This is a genomic window from Adlercreutzia murintestinalis, assembly GCF_943192905.1.
Lineage (GTDB): Bacteria > Actinomycetota > Coriobacteriia > Coriobacteriales > Eggerthellaceae > Adlercreutzia_A > Adlercreutzia_A murintestinalis.
Genome location: NZ_CALPCC010000004.1, coordinates 52786 through 71887, shown reverse-complemented (window position 1 = coordinate 71887; position 19102 = coordinate 52786). Strand labels below are relative to the sequence as shown.

Sequence of the window (19102 nt, the reverse complement as noted above, 5' to 3'; positions counted from 1 at the left end):
TCGGCGGCACCTGCACCGCGCGCGTGCGCCGCTAGCTTTCCACCACCAGCGTGATCTTTGCCGCAGCTTGACCGATCTGCTGCTCTGTTTGCATGTCGTATGCCCCGAAGAGAGCCGTTGCTGCATAGGTGCCCGCATCAAGGTCCACATCGAGCGTGTCTTTTTGTATGTGGTAGTTCGGCTCTATCATGTCGGTCTCATATACCTGCTCGCCGGTGTCATCTAAGGTGATGACCACCCGCATGAGATAGCGGTTGCCCGGTACGTTCTCTATGCGCAGCTCCCCAGCGCTCGTCCCATCGGCGAACTGGATGACGTTTGCGATGGAGATGTTGAACATGCCCTCATCGACCACCCGGTCAAGCTCTGCTTGGATCTCATCAGCTGTTTTGCCCTCAAGCTGACCGGCTGTTCCCTGCCGGGTCGTTTTGGCAGGCTCGTGTCCAAAAAAGATGAGCAGCCCTGCTGCGACGAGCGCGCAGATGATGAGCGCCACGAGCAGCACCACCCACCATTTGCGCTTCTTCTTCTCAGGAGGGATTTCCACCGCGCGTCCCGGCACGTTTCCATAAGGCTGTGCCCCATAGGCCTGATAGGGATACGAGGCTCCCGCTGCGCCATATCCGGGATAGGACGCCTGCGGGGTGAGCGGCGCGCCTTGTCCGTGCGGCAGATGCTCGTGCGGCATACGGGATGGCACGCTTTGGGGGTGTGCCATCCCGAAGTGACCCACCCGAGGCGCGCCATCAGGTGTGCGAGAAGCGCCAACTGCTGGCGTTGAGGGCATATCGTATCGCTCGGGTGAGGTCATGGTCTCTCCTTATGGGCGCGCTCAAGCGCCCCGTCTTATCGTGCGCGTGGGCGCGTTGCCTTAGGCGGTCGCGGCCGTGGATGCAGCGGCTACCGTGTAGGTGATGCGGAAGGCGCGATCTGCCATGGTCGGGTCAGGATCGCGCGGGTCGTCATCGCTTCCCAGCAGCACCGATGCGTCATTGACGTTTTTGAGCGCAGATGAGGTGCCTGCCAAGGTAAGGCCCAAGATGGAGGGATGAGCATCGCTTACCTGACGATCCACGATCCAGGCAGGGTTTTGCGTTGCGCTCTTCGCATCGAAGAGCGCGACCTGTGCGCTCACGCCAGAGACGTCTCCTTCGTTCAAGGTAGGAATGGCGCTGCTCCATGCCTTAGGGGCCGCAGGGGTGAGCGTCAAGCACAGATCCCCTATCTTGTTCGCGCCTCCGGTGGTCTTGCCATCCGCGGCGATCGCTTGGACGAGCTCCCACTGACCATTGCTGTTGTCAGTGATGGAGATGCCCTCGATCTTGACCGGATAGGTCGAGTAGTTCTCGATGCGGTAACCCGAGATCGGATCATCTGCAACGAGATTGCCCGAGGTATCCAGCGTCTTGACCCCCGATGAGGGCGCCATGATAGCACCACCTGCCGAGTCGGTCACGATGGTCAGATCCAGCGGCACGGCCACCGAGATGTTGGTGATCATGGTGGCGATGTTGACGTCGGTGCCCATGGAGTCATCGTGTTGCTTGAGGTCGTTTCTGCTGTCCATCTCGCCGACCTTGGTGCCGTAGGGGTCAGCAAACGCTGGCAGAGCGCACCCCAGGGCCAATACGCTTGAGAGCGCGACCGCCCCGATCAACTTGCTTTTCTTCATGGCTTCATCCTCCTTTATCGTAAAAGCCATTTCCGTCCTGCTTATGTCCAGCACCGTTTCCCGCGGTGCGTGGTACCTTGTGTGCGAAATGCTTTCCGCGAAGCATCTCTGGTGCCCGGTGCGCTTCCGCGTATGCGCAAAGCGCCAGGTGATGCGGCTGCCGTCAGTTCAAAACGTTGATGTTGATCTTTGCGGCAGCGCGTCCGGTCTCTTCGTGCGTCGTCTCGTCCAGTGCGGTGAAGGTGGCCGTTGCAGGGTAGGTTCCCGCATCCAAGTCCTTGGCAAGCGCTATCTCTTCGATGAACTGGTTGGGCTTGAGCACCCCCGATTCGTAGAGCAGCTCCCCTGTGGCGTCCTCGGTGATGGATACCTGCATGAGGTAGTGGTTGCCGGGAACGTTTTCTATGTAGGCCGTGCCCGTTGAGGCGCCATCATCGAATTGGATAGCGCTTGCGATGGAGATGTTGAACATGCCTTCATCGACCACCCGATCAAGCTCTGCTTGCATCTCTTCTGCGCTCTTGTACGGTGCTTGCCCGTCTCGTGCGTTGGGATCGAACATGGAAGGACCACCGCAGGCGAACAGCCACACGCAAAGCCAGATGAGAAGGGCTGCGATGACGATGATGGCAACGATGACGAAGGTGCGCGCGTGCGCGCTCTTCTGAGGTTGCCCTGCTGCCACGGCAGCGGAGGGGGGCATGTTCGCTTTCGAGGATGCGCCCGCAGATGCGCCACCTTGGACAGAAGCGGCTGCCTGGCTTGTTCGCAGCGCAGCTTCACGCGAGGGCATCTGCGCATCTGGCGTGGACATGCGCGTGCGCACGTTCACGTTCGGCGCCTGGATGGGCGGGGTGTGCGTTTGGGTCGTGTCTGCTTTGTTGTTCGCCATCGTCTTGGTATGTCCTTTGCATCGTGTGGGGCACCGGGGTGCCTGCGTGCGGTCATCGTTTGGTGGTGCCTTTGGTGTGTCTCTCTGCTCTGTCTTCGGTATCTTTTGCGTGTTTTGATATGTCTTGTCCTTGAGGGCGTGCGCTGTGCGCACCCTCAAAGGTTCGTCATCTACTAGAAGCTGTGCGGAGCTGGCCTAGCCTTCGTCTTTCACGAAGGGCAACGAGTCGCTTGCAAGGTCTACCTCTCCGTGTCCAGGAGCGCTTCCCGCAGCTGGCATATGAGGCAGGAGCGTATAGGTGAGCGCGGTGGTCTCATCAGGGGAAAGAAGCCACGTGATGCGCGCGATAGGACGCTCCCAATGCTTGCCGTTCATGAGGATGCCATCTGCGTCTTCTTGAAGCTCATGGCTGATGTTGACCGAGCTTTTGTTGAAGTCGAAGGACAGTTGCGCGTCAAGCGTTGAGGGGATTGCCGCCGATCCTTGGCTGAGGCGCGTCAGGCGCCGCCTCCACGTCTCATCGTCGAGCGCATCACCATTGAGCTGGAAGTACTTGGCGCTGTCCTCATCTGCTCCAGCCTCGATGAAGGAGAAGTCCACATCCCTCACCCGCGTGTTGGGGAACACCCCTTCAAAGATCGCCTTGTCGTATTCGGAGTAGGCGCCCACCGCCACCTCGCAGGGCGTGGTGTTGGTGAAGGTGATATCTGCCGGGCGATACACCGCAACCTCGCTCGCATCCAACACGATGCCCGTTGCGTCAGATGAGGTCGGGGCGGACACGCTATAGACCATCTGCCAGACAGCATAGAGGTTGATCTCTGCGTTTTCCGGCTCTTCGGGGGTGCCCCCTCCAAGGGCGGTCAGGATATCGCGCACGCTGACCCGATCGTCAAGCGTGGCGCTTGCCGGTATCACGAACGTCGTTGCTTGAGCGCTCCCGTCAGGACCTGCCTCACGAGACCAGCTCCACCCGTAGAGGTAGTAGCCCGATACCTTGTCGTTGTCAGGCACGTTGCCGCGTCCCGGCAGCTGGAACTTGTCCTCGTATTTGAGGTTGGCATAGTCAGGGGTGAACTCGATGCGGTCATCTGCACCATCTTCGGTGAACTTGTAGAAGTTGATACGGTAGTTAGAGTTCTCTTTCCACATAGCTTTGAGCGTGATGTCTCGCGGATAGAGATGCGCATACCAGCTTTCGGGAGCATAGTTGAGGGTAAGATGCTCGTTGTTGCCTGTTGTTTCGTCAAGCTCCCAGGCGACAAAGGTATACCCGGTACGCGTTGGTACATTGCTCGGAATACGCTTGGTCTCGTTGTATACGCCATCGCCAAGAATCCATGGATCGGAATACTTGATGCTGAAACTGCTCGGCATGTTCCTTACCACATCGCCCGTGTCGCCCACATTCGTGTCGAAGCGAACGGTATATACCTTGGGCTCCCAACTTGCTGAGCACGTGAGCGCGCCGTATGTTCCCTTCTTCACTTGAGCAGAAGTGCCGTTGACCACACCGCCACCGGTAATGTTCGAAGCACCCGTAATGGTCCAACCCGTAAAGGTATAACCCGTGCGCTCAGGGTTATTCAGGGTAAATGTGGTCGTCTCAACAGTATAGGTAGAGGGGTTCGTTTTACCCGACGGCATAGATCCATGATTCAGCTGATATGTGATGTCGTATTCGATGGGATCCCATGATGGATCAAATGATTTGTTCTCGTAGTAATCCGTTTTGCCCGCAGTGATCTTGCCGTCCTTGTCGATCAAACCTGAATACCCCGCAAAGGTATAAGCCGTGCGCGAGGGGTTCGTAGGCAGCTTGGTTATGGACGCAGTGCAGGTCGAATTGGAATAATAGCCCACCCCATATTTCAGGTAGATCGTTGACGTGCCGTTCGACGTGGCGCTTTTATTGCTCAGCGTTAACGTGAGAGTCTTTCGCTCCCACTTGCCCGTCAGCGTTGCGTTGCCGCCTTTATCCCACTTCTTAGCGCTCGTGCCATCGGCGTTATAGTATTTGGTATCGCCATAGAAATATCCCAAAAACGTATAGCCGCCAGCACTCGGCGCTGTGATTGAGGGCATATCAGTATTGTATGTCGTATTGGCGCTGGTCGAATGGTTTGTGCTTCTCGTTGCGGCATCTGTAGGAAAATTAGGATTCAACGTAACAACGGTATTTTTCCATTGGGCATATAGATTCTGTCCTGTATAGCTGCCCGAACCCGACCCTATGATCGACCCGAGAGAACTCGTGCTCCACCCAATAATAGCATTATTGCTATTTGCCGTAGTATACGTAACGTACGATCCATCACTCAGATTGGTAAAGAGACCATAACTGCTGAGCACTCCATATGTGTGGTTGATATTGTAGCTATACCGGTGCGTGACCCAGTGAGATCCCGTAGCCGATATAGTTCCCGTACTGGCACCACCAATGGTCCCACTGGAATTCCATGTCAGAGGATACCCGTTTGCGTAAATGCCGGGAGTTGCGTAGTAGCGCGCGTACAAGGTAGTGCTGCTTGTCTTATCGAAGTTCCGAACACTTGCGTTGTTTGCGTTGTAATACATCGTGCCACCTGTAGCGGCACTGGTGTCCCACCATCCCGCAAACGTCACCCCTGTCTTGCTCGGCGTACTACTGAGCGGCGTTGGCATCGCCGCTCCATAGGTTGCCGTAACGGCGTTCGGCGCTCCCGTTCCACCGTTCGCATTAAATGAAACGGTATATGTGCTTGGTGCAAGAGAGCCGGTCACGGTCACATTGCCCGTCTTACTAGCTGCAAGGGTAACGGTGACTCTCGCAGTTCCATTATTGCTAAAAGAAACGCCTGTTGTACTTGTCGTCAGTGTTAGCTTGCTTGCGTTATACCCTGTTCTCGCTGTTGCTGTTACCGTGAACGACTGCGCACTTGTGCTAAAGCTGTAGCTAGAAATTGATGGCGTGATTGTATTAACTCCCGTACCTGCAGAAGCTGAAATCGAATAGCTTTGCGGGGTTTGCGAATATGCTGCCGTGTAGGTTGTAGCGCCAGTAACAGCAGCAAGGCTCGGACTCCAACCCGTGAAAGCGTAGGTGTACTGAGCCGTAGCAGCTTTTGTTAGCGTAGCTGGTGCTGACGGCCTGGAGCCGTACGCAACTGAAGTTGTCTTGTTCCCCGTCGTCCCATCAGACCAGGTTCCGCCATTGGGGTTCCACGTGATGGTATAGCTGATGACATTCCACTGAGCGTATAGAGTCTGATTCCCAAGAATAGTAGTTTGCTGGGTAGATTCTATTTCTTCATTGGCGCCCATGATACGACTTCCGCCACTACTAGCCGTATACCACCCTGCAAACGTATATCCTGTGCGAGTTGGTGTTGGAGAGTTCTTGATTTCGTATGGCTTCACTGTTGCAGAGCTTGTTGAAGCCGATCCAATCAAACCACCATTAGCATTAAATGTAACGGTTCTGGTTCCGTATCCGTTCACGTAGAGATAGGCATGGGACATAGAATCGACACTTGCACCGCTTCCGGCAGAACAATCTCCCACAGTGTGTTTATAGTCAGCAAGCGGATTCGCATTCTCAAACGCATAGCGAATAGAAGTAATATCTCCGTTACCTGTAAGCCGAACATAATAATCGCAACTATTATTATTGTCGGTGTTTTTACCTGTTAAGTGAATTTTGTATTTTTGCCCATCCGGCCCTGTTTTCCCAGTACTACCAAGATTAAAGCTTCCCATTTTATATCTGGGTGTATAGTGGTTGCTTTGCCCCGCTACCGTACTTGTTTTGTCCGTATCATAATTGTAGTAATACCTAGTAAAGGGTGATGCCCCCAGAATCGTTACAGGACCTACACCAACATACTCTATTACACCGCCCGATGCTCTGCTGGCTGACTCATTAAACAAAGACATGTGCTCGGTTAATGAGTTAAAAAGAGTGCTTGAAGAAAAATTCACCAAATTCAAAGAGGCAACCGTATATAGAGCAGCAGCACTGCCCTGTTGCTGTCCTTCATCTCCATTTTCATCTTCCTCTTGCAGGTCTCCCGTTTCCCCGGCCTCCACGATAGGCTCAGGCGTTATGACCTCGCGCTCTTCTTCTGCAGCAGCCTGCACCATGACGGTGACAGTAGCCTTGGCCAGCAGAGTGGGACCTAGATACAGCATGACGTTGACAGGTGCGGTCCCGGGTGTTTTGGCCTTGACGGTGCCTTCGGTATCTACGTAGACGGGATATCCTTTGTAGGTGTAGCTTGTGGTAATGTCCCCTGCGCTATGAAGGGATACGCCTTCGTAGTTGGGCAGATAGATCTCATCTCCCACGGTAAGCGCGATAGGATCGCTCGGCATGGCAACCCCGTATTCGCAGACGGTGTTACCAGAGGCGGGAAGCTGGGGCCAGAGCGGTCCTGATTCGCTATAGGGGGTATAGATCTTAACTCCGCTCGTGTTGCCCAGGGCGGTTGATGAGATATCTGCTTGAGTCCCTAGCATGAGCACCTGCTCAAGGTGTGCGCAATCCTCAAAGACGGCAGCGCTTACGGTGCGCATGGTCTTTGGAAGGGTGATCGAGGTGAGTGCTGTGCCCGCGAAAGCGCCTTCTGAGATCGTGGTCGTGCCTTCATGCAGCTCAACTGAGCCAAGCGCGCTGCATCCCGAAAACGCAGCGGTGCCGATGTTCACAACGCTTCCCGGAAGGGATGCGCTTGCAAGGCTTGTGCACCCGGCAAAAGCGCGAGCGCCTATTGAGGTGATGCTCTCCGGGATGCTCACCGAGGTCATGCCCGTTTGATTCTCAAAGGCAGCATCGGCTATGCGGGTCACACCATATGACACCCCACCGAGTTCAGCTTGCGCTGGGATGGCGATGTCTCCTTGGGCTTCCCCTTCATAGGTTACGGCCAGCGTGAAGTCATCAAGTAAGGTGAACACGAAGCCATCGGTCTCTGCGGTGTCGCCAGGCGTGGCAGGGTCCGCGAAGCGGGTGAAGCCAGCGGCTTCCCACGCGCCTTTCGCAAATGCATGCTCGGTCTCGCCCACCATCAGCGCCACAGTGGCGTTTTTGGGAGCCTCTTCGCTGAACGCTGGCAGAGCGGCCCACACGGTGCCGTCCTCGCCAAGCGGCATGGCGGTATTGATGGGAGCGCCTTCTTCGCCTTCCGCAACCGCTGCGGCAAAGCTGCCCGCGGCGATGCGGTCAACCGTGCCCTTCACCACGATCGTCTTAAGGGCCGTGTTGCCCCAGAAGGCACCCTCGGCGATGCTCGTGCACGATGCGTCTATCACCGTGCTGGCGCCTATTCCCATCGGCGCCGCCAGCAACGTCAGGGTGCCATCGGGCGTCCCAGAGGGTGTCAGATTCTTGGCATACAGAATACCGTTCCGGACTGCGAAGGCTGCGTCAGCCGCGCCCCCTGTTGGGATGTCCAGGCCAAAAAGCTTTGTGCAACGGGAGATTACGCAAGCAGGGACAGTGGCCAAAGACGCAGGGAGCACGGCAACGCCCTCCATAGCCTCCGGAACGAGGTGGAGGTGAGAGAGCTGCTCGTCGAAGAGCATGCCGTTGTAGCTTGAATAGATTTGATTGTCGGCCGCTACCTCAATGGCAACGAGCCCCGGGAATGCCGCGAAGCTGGCAGTGTTGATGGTGGCAACGCTGGCCGGAATGCTCAGGCGCGTAACAGCCGGTGCCTGCATGGCGGCTGCCACGGCGTTGCTCTCGGCAACGGCGCGGGCAGCATCGCTGAGGTCCAGGTCGTCCGTGACAAGCGGTACCTGAGCCAGAAAGTCAATGTTGGTTACGGCAAGGCCGTTGACCTGGGCAGGGATGCTCAGCTCGCCCTGTGGGGCGCTGCCGCTCCAGCCCACCATGGTGGCGGTGCCGTCGGTGTTGTCGATGAACGTGAGGCCGTTTTGCTGGATCAACGTGCGGGCGGCAGCGGCATCCTCAAGCGATACCTGGCCCGAGATGATCTCAATCGGAGCCGCGCTAGCCGATGTGTTGCTGGCCGTTGCCGCCGACGCGGGAGCGCCCTCGGCTTCACCGGTGCCTGCGCCAGCAGATTCGCCAGCGCTGGGCTGTGTGCTAGCGGTAGCTTGGTCAGCCGCAGAGACCGCTCTGGACGCGCTATCGCCTGCGGACGCATCAGCTGCCGATGCGTTGCCGTCCGTTTGCGCTGCGCTTTGGTCGGCTTGCGACGCCTCAGCGATAACGGCATTCTTGACGCCACTCGCAAGAGGCGTTTCGTTCGTTTCTGCTGCGTATGAGGGTGCGATAGGAGTGAGAGTGCACGCCAATGACAACGCGAGCACGCCCAAGAAGACCCGTTTGGGTGCACGTAAAGTACGCATGATATTCCGTCCCTTTTCGGCACGCTTCGTGCGCTTACGCGCTAGTCCCGTTACGAAGCTCTATGTGCCATAGTATTTTCCCGATACTATTGGCCGAAGCCACGACTAAAACTAAAAGTCGAATTCGATTTTAGCAACCCCCTACAGACCGACTCCACATTTTCAACAAACGGGTTCAATACGGGTACATGCGTACGTTTTCAAGGCTCTGAACTGGGCCTTTGCAAGGTTTAATGGGGTATGTATGCAGCGTTTCTTACTCGCCCACGCGCGCGAGAAGATCGGGGTTGGTCTCCACTAACCACGCGAATGCAAGCTCATTGTCAGGCGCAAAATGTGCAACGATCGTCTCGTCACGCACGAATTCACACCCACACGGCGCCTCCAGAAAAGGAATGATCTCGCGATCATAATTGCAAATCGTATTCGTATTGAACACGGTGAAATTACCCACATCGCTTGCATACTCGTCGGATTCATCACCCGACCAGAAGCGCCATCCGCTATCGGGCATATTCGCAAGCGGTTCTTCGCGCGAAAAGTAGCCGACCTTGCAGCCATCAACCGTAATCCGATCGCTCGCGATGCACCCGGCGTTGTATTCCCAATCGATGAGTTGTTCTATTGCCTCACCTGAAAGCAGATAGTGCTTTTCCATGATCTTCTCCCCTGACAATTCACGATTCACCTTTTGGTCGCATTGGCTCTTTCTTGCGACCTTTCGCACTGCCGTTGATCCTATCGATTGCCCTCAGTCATTACGCTGGGCTCCTTAGCTCCTTAGCTCCTTGGCTTCTTGGCTCCTTGGCTTCTTGGCTCCTTGGCTTCTTGGCTCCTTAGTTCCCTGGCTTTTTGAGGGCCTCTGACTCTTCGAAGCTTCCAGTTCTGTCAGAGCCGCCCATGTTAACGTCGCACACTCCGGTATTTCTAGATCTCTGGGATGCCAAGCTCATTCTTCATGATACTTTGGCTCTTTGGGATGGCAAAGTCACTCACTTTAGCACTTCCAACTCTTTGGACTTCCGAGTCTTTGGTACTCCCGCTTCTTTGCCCCTCCTGCCTCTCAGCGCTTCTAGTTCGCGTTATCAGAGATCAGCTGATAGCCCAGCCTTTAGCACTCCTAGTTTTCAACGCTTCTGGTTCTAGTAGCATTTTCAGCACTTTTTTGGCTTTTTCACCCCTCTTTTTGGGAATTTCAGCCGCTAATGCGAGTCGAGCGCTCTGTTTTTGTCATGACTCAAAAACGTTCAAGCTCCTGAACAGGGAAAATACTACAGCAGCAAATCGCGTGTCGCAAAAAAGTTGAGTTGCGACTCGCATTAGCGGCTGAAATTCCCAAAAAGAAGCGAAATTTGCTAAAAACAGGGGGATCAGGGGACGAGAAAGAAAAAAAGAGGTACGGGAACGAGAAAAAGGGGAAAGAGAGGGAATGAGAAAAAAGAAACGGAGGGGAAAAGAAGGGAAGAGAGAGGATGCGGGGGAGACAGATAGATAGGTCGGTAGATGGATGGATAGGGAGGGGAAGAAGGAAAAAGGACAGAAAGAAGGGAGCAGAAAGAAAGGATGGTCTGACTTTTCGAGAATCCATCAGCCGAAATGAAAGGGACGCCCGCATTCCGCAAGCGCCCCTTTAAAACAGGCTCAAAACTCTTCGCGATGTGCAGCGCGCCCTCAAGCACGCCCTGCACCGCGTCAATGATGCACCTGAGCTGCCCCAAATACATCACTTGGAACGTAGCTACCGTCGCAGCCATGGGCGTCAATGATGCGCCTGAACGACCGCAGACGCATCACCTAAAGCTATTTTCCCTCTTCGGCGTAGGCGATCTGGCGCTCGTACCACTCCAAGCGGTCGCGGCTCGACTCCAACTCGGCCTTATCCTGCGCGGACTCAGCCTGCCCCTCAAGCTCCTGGATGTGGTTGCGCATCTCATCAGCACGTGCCGCCATGGACTCGCGGTCGATGTTCTTCACGTTCTTGCCGAAGCGCCCAAGCACCGTCAGGATGCCGTTGTACATCTGCGTGGCACCCTCGCTGATCAGGAATTCTTCCTTCTGCGAGCCAGCCTCGTCCAGGTTCAGCGACACAATGCCCGACTTAGCGTTCAACGCCACCAGCAGTTCGTGCCCCGCCATCACACCGAACGATCCCTCGCCGCCCGGCACCGACGCGAAATAGATATCGCCGTCGAACAGCTTGCGGGTGGGAGTAGCCACTACGCAATGGAACGTGGAAGCCATTTACGCCTCTTCCTTCATCTTCTCGTAGGCTGCATACACATCCTCGATGGGTCCCTTATTCTGGAAGCACTGCTCGGGAATGTGGTCGCACTTGCCGTCCAGAATCTCCTTGAACGAGCGCACGGTGTCCTCAACGGGCACGTACACGCCAGGCACGCCGGTGAAGACCTCGGCCACATGGAACGGCTGCCCCAGGAACTTCTGGATCTTACGGGCGCGGTTCACCGTCAGCTTCTGGTCCTCGGACAGCTCGTCCATGCCCAGGATGGCGATGATGTCTTGCAGGTCCTTGTACTCCTGCAGGATCTGCTGCACACCCACAGCCACGTCGTAGTGCTCCTGACCCACGATCTCGGGGTCAAGGGCGCGGCTGGTGGACTCCAGCGGATCGACCGCGGGGTAAATGCCCAGCTCGGCGATGCCACGGGAAAGAACCGTCTTGGCGTCCAAGTGGGTGAACGTGGTGGCCGGCGCGGGGTCGGTCAGGTCGTCTGCGGGAACGTAGACTGCCTGCACCGAGGTGATGGAGCCCGTGGTGGTGGAGCAGATGCGCTCCTGCAGGTCGCCCATCTCGGTAGCCAGCGTCGGCTGGTAGCCCACCGCGGAAGGCATACGGCCCAGAAGCGCCGACACCTCGGAACCCGCCTGGGTGAAGCGGAAGATGTTGTCGATGAACAACAGCACGTCCTGGCCCTGATCGCGGAAGTACTCCGCCTCGGTCAGACCCGCTAGGCCCACGCGCAGACGCGCTCCCGGAGGCTCGTTCATCTGGCCGTAGACCAGGCAGGTCTTCTCGATAACGCCAGACTCGGTCATCTCCAGGTACAGGTCGGTGCCCTCACGGGTGCGCTCGCCTACGCCCGTGAACACCGACGTACCGCCGTGCTCCTGAGCCAGGTTGTTGATGAGCTCCTGGATGGTAACCGTCTTGCCAACGCCTGCGCCGCCGAACAGACCGGTCTTGCCGCCCTTGACGTAGGGCTCGATCAGGTCGACCACCTTGATGCCCGTCTCGAACGTCTCAGTGGACGTGATCAGGGTATCGAAGGGCGGGGCCGGGTGGTGGATGGGCATCCATTCCACATCGGTGGGCATGGGCTTGCCGTCTACCGGCTCGCCCATCACGTTCCAAATGCGGCCCAGCGTGGACTGACCCACAGGCATCATCAGCGGTGCCCCGGTGTCCACGGCCTCAACGCCACGAACCAGGCCGTCGGTGGATGTCATGGCAACGGTACGCACGATATCGCCCGGAAGCTGCGTTTGCACTTCCAAAACGGTGTTGAACTCGCCTGCTGGCGTAGTCGCGCTCACCGTGAGAGCGTTGTAGATGGCCGGCATCTGCTCCGGCGGGAACTCAACGTCCACCACGGCGCCGACCACGCGAACGATGCGGCCCTTTGCGCCCGTGCCCTGACTCCTTTCTTGATAAATAGTATCAGCCATTTATTCCTCCAAAGCTGCGGCGCCGCCGACGATCTCCGTGATCTCGGTGGTAATGGCGCCTTGACGTACACGATTGTATACACGGGTCAGGGTTGAGATCATCTCATTGGCGTTGTCGGTCGCCGACTTCATGGCGTTACGACGCGCGCCCTGCTCCCCTGCCGCCGAATCGAGCAGAGCGAAGTTAACCGAATTGTGCAGATAGCGCATCATCAGCCAATGCATGACGCTGGTGGCGTCAGGCTCGTAGTCGATATCCCCTGCCGGGAACTCGCCGGTGGGCTCGCGGAATTGCAGGAAGACGTCTTCCTCCGCCTTCACCAGGCCCAGTATCTCAGCGTAACTCTCGCGGCTGATCGGAAGCACCTGTTGCATGACCAGCGTTTGCTCGGCGGCGTTCTTCGCGTGGTTGAACACCACGTACACCTCGTCGAGCGCATCTTCAGCAGCAGCGTATTCCGGGGCGATGTACTTCGACAGCTCCACCGATTCCTCATAAGAGGGATCAGCGGACATGCCAGCGAATTCGAACACCGGCTTCACGCCACGATAGCTGAAATAGCCGATGGCCTTCTTGCCGCAGGCTGCCACTTCAACCTTTGCACCGGCCGCTTCCTTCTCGCGGATCAAGCTCTCGGCGGCACGGAGCACCGTGCTGTTAAAGCCACCTGCCAGACCGCGGTCCGACGTCACTGCCACCACCAGCACGCGCTTCACGTCGTCATGGACGCGCAGCAGCGGCTCGGAATCGATGGGCGCATGAGGCGCGGTGGATATGAGCATATCCGACACCGCACGAGCCCAGGGCAGCGCACCTTCCATTCGCTCCGTCGACTTGCGAATCTTCGCCGCTGCCACCATTTCCATGGTGCGCGTGATCTGCTTCGTCGACGAGACGGAGTTGATTCGTCTTTCTATGTCGTGAAGGTTAGGCATGCAACCACCCTTCCTTTTACTCCGTCGGTGCGAAGGACTTCTTGAACGCCTCGATCGCAGCGTTCAGGTCGGCCTCTATCTGGTCGGTCAGCTTCTTCTCCGTGTTGATGGCATCGATGATGCCAGCGTTGTTCAGACGGATGCTATCCAGCAGCTCAGTGCGGAAACGCACCACGTCAACAAGCGGCAGGTCGTCCAGGTAGCCCTGGTTGCCCGCATAAATGGCGATAACCTGCTCGGCCACCGGCATGGGGTTGTAGCGACCCTGCTTCAGCAGCTCGGTCATGTGGCTGCCGCGGGTCAGCTGATCCTGCGTGGCCTTGTCCAGATCGCTGCCGAACTGGGTGAACGCCTGCAGCTCGCGGTAGGACGCCAGGTCCAGACGCAGCGAGCCAGCAACCTGCTTCATGGCCTTGATCTGCGCGGAGCCACCGACGCGGGAAACGGAGATGCCCACGTCGACTGCCGGGCGCTGGCCCTGGAAGAACAGGTCGGTCTGCAGGAAGATCTGGCCGTCGGTGATGGAGATGACGTTCGTCGGGATGTAGGCGGACACGTCGCCTGCCTGCGTCTCGATGATGGGCAGTGCGGTCATGGAGCCGCCGCCGTTCTCGTCGCTCATCTTCACCGCGCGCTCCAACAAGCGGCTGTGCAGATAGAACACGTCGCCGGGATATGCCTCGCGTCCGGGTGGGCGGCGCAGCGTCAGGGACATCTGACGATAGGCAACTGCCTGCTTGGACAGGTCGTCGTAGACGATCAGCACAGCGCGGCCCGGGTTCTCAGCGCTCGCTGGCTTGCCGTCTTCGCCGTTGTAGATGAAGAACTCGCCCATTGCAGCGCCCGACATGGGAGCGATGTACTGCAGCGGCGCGCTGTCGGATGCGTTCGCTGCAACGATGATGGTCTTATCCATGACGCCGTGGCGCTCGAGCGTCTCAACAACGCCCGCCACCGTGGAGGCCTTCTGGCCAATGGCGACATAGATGCAGATCATGTCGGTTTCTTTTTGGTTGATGATGGCGTCGATGGCGATAGCCGTCTTGCCAGTCTGGCGGTCGCCGATGATCAGCTCGCGCTGACCGCGGCCGATCGGGATCATCGAGTCGATGGCCAGAATACCGGTCTGCATGGGCTCGTCCACCGGACGGCGGGCGGTCACGCCAGGAGCCTTGAACTCCACCGGACGGCTGCCTTCGGCCTGGATGGGGCCCTTGCCGTCGATCGGCATGCCCAGCGGGTTGACCACGCGGCCCAACAGACCACGGCCTGCCGGCACCTCGATGATGCGACCAGTGGTACGCACCTGGTCGTTCTCTTTAATAGCCGTGACATCGCCGAGAAGAACGGCGCCCACTTCGTCTTCTTCGAGGTTCTGAGCCAAACCGTAAACGGTCTTGCCGCCTTCCCCGGTGAACTCCAGAAGCTCGCCAGCCATGGCATCACGCAGGCCGTCAACACGGGCAATACCGTCACCGACCTGAATGACCGTGCCGACTTCGCGAGACTCCACGCTGACGTTCAGCGCGTCGAGCTGCTTGCGCAGCGCTTCGTCGATTGCCTGAGCGGTGATTTCAGTCACTAGCTTTCACCTCCATCTGTTTCCTTCAACGTGTAGCGGGCGCGATTCAGCTGGCTGATCATGCTGGCGTCGATGCGCATCCCGTTCACACTCATGATTATGCCGCCTAAGATGCCCTTGTCCACGCTCTCGTTGAGCGCAGCCTCAAGCCCCAGATCGGCCTGGACTTTGTTCTTGATCAGCGTACGCAGGTCGTCATCCAGCGGTACCGCCGTGATGACGTCGCATACGCACAGCCGCAGCTTCTGCTCCATCAGGCTGGCGTAGGCGAAGTACACCTTCGTCAGATCCTCAATGTCGCCCCGTTCCGCCATCATGGCCACCACTTCGCGGAACGCGATGTGGCAATCGGCGAATGCGGCCTCGGCGAGCTTGCGGCGCTCTTCGGCCGTGTACTCGGAGCTGCCCAAGGCCATGGAAAGATCCATGTCCGAATACATCAGGTGGCGAACGCTGCGCAGTTGGTTGCGCACCTCAAGGACCGCGTCCTTGCCGCCAACCTCGTCAGCCGTGTCGAACATCGCGTCCGCGTAGATCGCGACCTTCTGTTTTTCGACCTGACGATTAGTTGCCATTGAAGCTACCTGCCTCTTTGACGTAGCGCTCGATGATGGCGCGGTGCTCGGCGTCGGAGAGATCCTGACCGATGATTTTTTGCGCCACATCGATCGAAGTGTCCGCAATGGACGCCTGCAGCTCTGCCAGTGCAGCCTTCTTCTCGGCCTCGATGGTGGTCTTGGCCTTGGCGATCATATCGGCTGCCTCGGCATGCGCCTTCGCTTCGATGTCGGCCTTCACGGCTTCGCCGGTGGCACGCGCATCGGCCACCACCTGGGTCGCCTCAGCTTTGGCGCTTGCCAGCTGCTCCTTGTACTCGGCGAGCACGCGCTCGCTTTCGATCTTCGCTTCCTCTGATTTCTTCAGAGCCTCGCGGATGGTGTTCTCGCGCTTCTCCAGCATGCCATTGAACATGGGCCAGCCGAATTTCGCGAGGATGATCCAGAGGATGATGAACGCGAGCAACATGGGAATGAATTCCAGCATGTCAGGAAGAATGACGGACAGGCCGCCCGCTTCCTCCTCGCCTTCCGCAGCGAACGCGAGCACGGGGAGAGCAGCCGTCAGCGCGCATGCAGCCGCGCCGATCAGACCTGCTTTCTTCGCTCTTGTTCTCACGTGATTACCTCCTTCTAGCCTAGCGGCAAGATGTACCGAATAAGCCAGATGAGTTACATGATGAACGCGAGCACGAAGCCGATCAGGGCCAGCGCCTCTGCCAGAGCAGCACCAAGGATGAAGTTGGTGAACAGACGGCCCTGCAGCTCGGGCTGGCGGGCGGTGCCAACGCAGCAGCCATAGCAGGCGATGCCGATGCCGATGCCTGGGCCGATGGCGCCGAGGCCGTAGCCGACCACCTTCAGGGCAGAGAGTACGAGTGCGATTTCCACAGTTTCCTCCTTTTACCGTTTTTGAGCCTGTTTTCCCAAAAACATTTCTTCTTATGGTCACCGGCCGGAGAGCCGGATGAACCCAAACGGGATGCGCCGTAGCGCAGGGCTGCGCGAGACAGCCGCAGTGGACCCTTAGTGGGCCGAGGTTGCCAGCGAGATGTACACCGAGCTGAGCGTGGTGAACACGTATGCCTGCAGGAAGGCGACCAGCGTCTCCAGGGCATACATGAAGATGAGCAGCAGGAACCACGGCACCGAGAGCACGCCGCTGACCAGGTCGAACGACTGGATGCCCACGGTCAGGAACACGCTGGCTGCCAGCGCGAAGATGCCGAGCACCATGTGGCCTGCGAACATGTTGCCATACAGTCGGACGGCCAGCGTCAGCAGACGGATGACCGTGGAGATGAGCTCTAGGAACCAGATGATGGGCACCATGACGATGGGCAGCCCGCTTGGAGCGAGCGACTTGAGGTAGCCCAGGCCACCGTGCGCCTTCACGCCCCAGAACACGAAGTAGAGAAACGAAATGAGCGAGAGCGCCCAGGTGACCGAGATGGTGCCGGTGGGCGTCTTGCAGCCGGGGATCAGTCCGACGAAGTTGCTGATCAGGATGAAGAAGAACAGCGTAGCCAAGAACGGCACGTGCTTCTTGAACCCGTGGCCGATGACGCCTTCGCCCATGTCGTTGCGCACGAACTGATAGCCGTACTCCACGGTGTTGATGAACTTGTTGGTCGGGATGAGGGTGAGCTTGCGCCCTGCCACCAGCACAACGACCAGCGTCAAGATCCAGCAGATGATCATCCACAGCGTGTACTGCGTCAGGCCGAACGTGCTGTTGCCGATGACGATGGCCGAATTGAATGACTCCTGAAGCTCAGGTACGTGCTCCGACAATACTTCAAGTGCGTTCACGCTTGTCCCCTTCTTTTCTACCTTCTCAGCATCTGCCACAAGGCGTAGCCGATAGCAGCAGCGCTGAGAGCTACGACCTCGGCGAACAGGAATGCGATGCCGTTTTCATGGTCGAATCCGAAGAACAGGGCCGCGAATGCGAACAGCAGCGCGAACGAGACGACGAGCCCGAGCAGAAGCACGATCATGGATGCGGCGGTGCCGCCATGAGTCGTGCGCTTGGTCAGCTTCAGGCCGATGACCAGCGGAACGAATCCGATCAGGCCAGCTGCAATACCAAGCAGAACCGCGAGAATCATCTATCGTACCTCGTCTGTGCGCCGCCGTGCGCGAGCACGGCTTGCCTCCAAACCTGACTGCATGATAAACGGATTCACCCGTGCACGTTACCGTTTTGAAACAATCAACGGTGAACGGTGAGGGTGTGCCGCGACGAGCGGCGGTCGACGGCGCATCGAGCAGCGGACCCAGGAGCGGTCGGCAGTGCATCGAGTGGCGGTTGGCGGCGGACCTCGTAGCAGCTAGCGGCGGACCTAGCGCTTTTCGGGAGTGAACTCGCGCAGGAGAATGCCCGACTCGGCCAGAAGCTCTTGAGCCAACTCGTCGGGATAGGGGTTCTGGTAGATGATCTCGCGAATGCCAGCGTTGATGATCATCTTGGCGCATACCACGCAAGGTTGCGTGTTCACGTAGATGCTGGCGCCGTCAATGTCGGTGCCGAAGCGGGCGGCCTGGATGATGGCGTTCTGCTCGGCATGCAGGCCGCGACAGATCTCGTGGCGTTGGCCGGACGGAATGCCCAGCTGCTGGCGCAGGCAGCCGGTTTCGGCGCAATGGCGCAGGCCCGAGGGCACGCCGTTGTAGCCGGTGGCCAAGATGCGCCGGTCCTTCACGATGACGGCGCCCACGCCGCGGCGCAGGCACGTGGTGCGGCTAGCCACCTGATTGGCCAGGTCCATGAAGTACTCGTCCCAGCTGGGGCGATTATCGGTATGGTCGGTCGTCATAGCGTTGCTCCTCTTGTTGTTCATCGGGAAGAAAGGTTCAAAGGGCGCTCGGTCGCATCGCAGGACTCGCTTTGCGAAGGCTGCTCAGGCCTCTCTTCCAACCTGCGAAAAGCGCTCGGCGAACATCGCCGGGCATCCTCGACGCTACTGCTCCAAATCGGAGATCTTCTGGATGCGGTCGGCGTGACGACCGCCCTCGAATGCCGTGTTCAGAAAGACGTTCACGATGCGTTGGTTATCCTCAAGCGAGACAAACCGACCGCTCAGCGTCACGACGTTGGCATCATTGTGCTGGCGCGTCAGTTCGGCGAAACGAGGGTCGATCACGTTAGCGGCGCGAATACCAGGCACTTTGTTGGCAGCAATGGCCATGCCGATGCCGGTGCCGCACACGAGCACGCCGAATCGGGAGTTGCCCGCGGCCACGTCCTCGGCTACCGCACGAGCGAAATCGGGGTAGTCGACACGATCGTCGGTGGCAGGCCCCAGATCCGCCACCTCGAAGCCTTCATCGCGCAAGTAGTGCGCTAAGTGTTGCTTTTGATCGAAACCAGCGTGATCGCTCGCGATGCTGACGCGCATAAGGTCTCCTTCTGTCTCGGT

16 protein-coding genes are annotated in these 19102 nt (G+C 58.0%); all 16 read right to left on the bottom strand.

Annotated elements, in window-relative coordinates:
- Window positions 1-31: 31 nt before the first annotated feature.
- Window positions 32-811, bottom strand: coding sequence for a flagellar protein FliS (locus NFR19_RS02035; RefSeq protein WP_251212112.1), 780 nt, complete (start codon window positions 809-811; stop codon window positions 32-34).
- Window positions 812-871: 60 nt separating this feature from the next.
- Window positions 872-1672 carry a hypothetical protein gene (locus NFR19_RS02030; protein WP_251212111.1) on the bottom strand — a complete coding sequence of 267 codons (801 nt, stop codon included), beginning with the start codon at window positions 1670-1672 and terminating at the stop codon, window positions 872-874.
- Between the two features lie 163 nt (window positions 1673-1835).
- A complete protein-coding gene (locus NFR19_RS02025) occupies window positions 1836-2564 on the bottom strand; it encodes a hypothetical protein (protein ID WP_251212110.1) in 729 nt (242 codons plus the stop codon).
- Between the two features lie 195 nt (window positions 2565-2759).
- Complete coding sequence (locus NFR19_RS02020) at window positions 2760-8918, bottom strand: leucine-rich repeat protein (protein ID WP_251212109.1); 6159 nt, start codon at window positions 8916-8918, stop codon at window positions 2760-2762.
- Between the two features lie 256 nt (window positions 8919-9174).
- On the bottom strand, window positions 9175-9576 hold the full coding sequence (locus tag NFR19_RS02015; RefSeq protein WP_251212108.1) for a DUF2185 domain-containing protein: 402 nt from the start codon (window positions 9574-9576) through the stop codon (window positions 9175-9177).
- 1142 nt (window positions 9577-10718) lie between these two features.
- Window positions 10719-11159, bottom strand: coding sequence for a F0F1 ATP synthase subunit delta/epsilon (locus NFR19_RS02010; RefSeq protein WP_251212107.1), 441 nt, complete (start codon window positions 11157-11159; stop codon window positions 10719-10721).
- Entirely contained in the window at window positions 11160-12605 is a 1446-nt protein-coding gene (gene atpD / locus NFR19_RS02005) for a F0F1 ATP synthase subunit beta (RefSeq protein WP_251212106.1), read from the bottom strand.
- On the bottom strand, window positions 12606-13541 hold the full coding sequence (atpG, locus tag NFR19_RS02000; RefSeq protein ID WP_251212105.1) for an ATP synthase F1 subunit gamma: 936 nt from the start codon (window positions 13539-13541) through the stop codon (window positions 12606-12608).
- 16 nt (window positions 13542-13557) lie between these two features.
- Window positions 13558-15123 (bottom strand): F0F1 ATP synthase subunit alpha, encoded by a 1566-nt coding sequence (gene atpA, locus NFR19_RS01995; RefSeq protein WP_251212104.1) that lies wholly within the window; start codon window positions 15121-15123, stop codon window positions 13558-13560.
- Window positions 15123-15698: an ATP synthase F1 subunit delta gene (gene atpH / locus NFR19_RS01990; RefSeq protein WP_251212103.1), complete on the bottom strand. Its 576-nt coding sequence runs from the start codon at window positions 15696-15698 to the stop codon at window positions 15123-15125. The genes atpA and atpH overlap by 1 nt, the downstream gene beginning before the upstream one ends.
- Window positions 15688-16299, bottom strand: a complete 612-nt coding sequence (gene atpF / locus NFR19_RS01985; protein WP_251212102.1) for a F0F1 ATP synthase subunit B — start codon at window positions 16297-16299, stop codon at window positions 15688-15690. Before atpF ends, atpH begins: the two co-directional genes overlap by 11 nt.
- Window positions 16300-16352: 53 nt before the next feature.
- Window positions 16353-16571 (bottom strand): ATP synthase F0 subunit C, encoded by a 219-nt coding sequence (atpE, locus tag NFR19_RS01980; RefSeq protein ID WP_251212101.1) that lies wholly within the window; start codon window positions 16569-16571, stop codon window positions 16353-16355.
- A 135-nt stretch (window positions 16572-16706) separates the two neighbouring features.
- Window positions 16707-17492, bottom strand: a complete 786-nt coding sequence (atpB, locus tag NFR19_RS01975; RefSeq protein WP_251212100.1) for a F0F1 ATP synthase subunit A — start codon at window positions 17490-17492, stop codon at window positions 16707-16709.
- A gap of 17 nt (window positions 17493-17509) precedes the next feature.
- Window positions 17510-17791, bottom strand: a complete 282-nt coding sequence (locus NFR19_RS01970; RefSeq protein ID WP_251212099.1) for a hypothetical protein — start codon at window positions 17789-17791, stop codon at window positions 17510-17512.
- Window positions 17792-18025: 234 nt separating this feature from the next.
- Window positions 18026-18499, bottom strand: a complete 474-nt coding sequence (locus NFR19_RS01965; RefSeq protein WP_251212098.1) for a deoxycytidylate deaminase — start codon at window positions 18497-18499, stop codon at window positions 18026-18028.
- A 144-nt stretch (window positions 18500-18643) separates the two neighbouring features.
- Window positions 18644-19081, bottom strand: a complete 438-nt coding sequence (rpiB, locus tag NFR19_RS01960; RefSeq protein WP_251212097.1) for a ribose 5-phosphate isomerase B — start codon at window positions 19079-19081, stop codon at window positions 18644-18646.
- Window positions 19082-19102 lie beyond the last annotated feature (21 nt).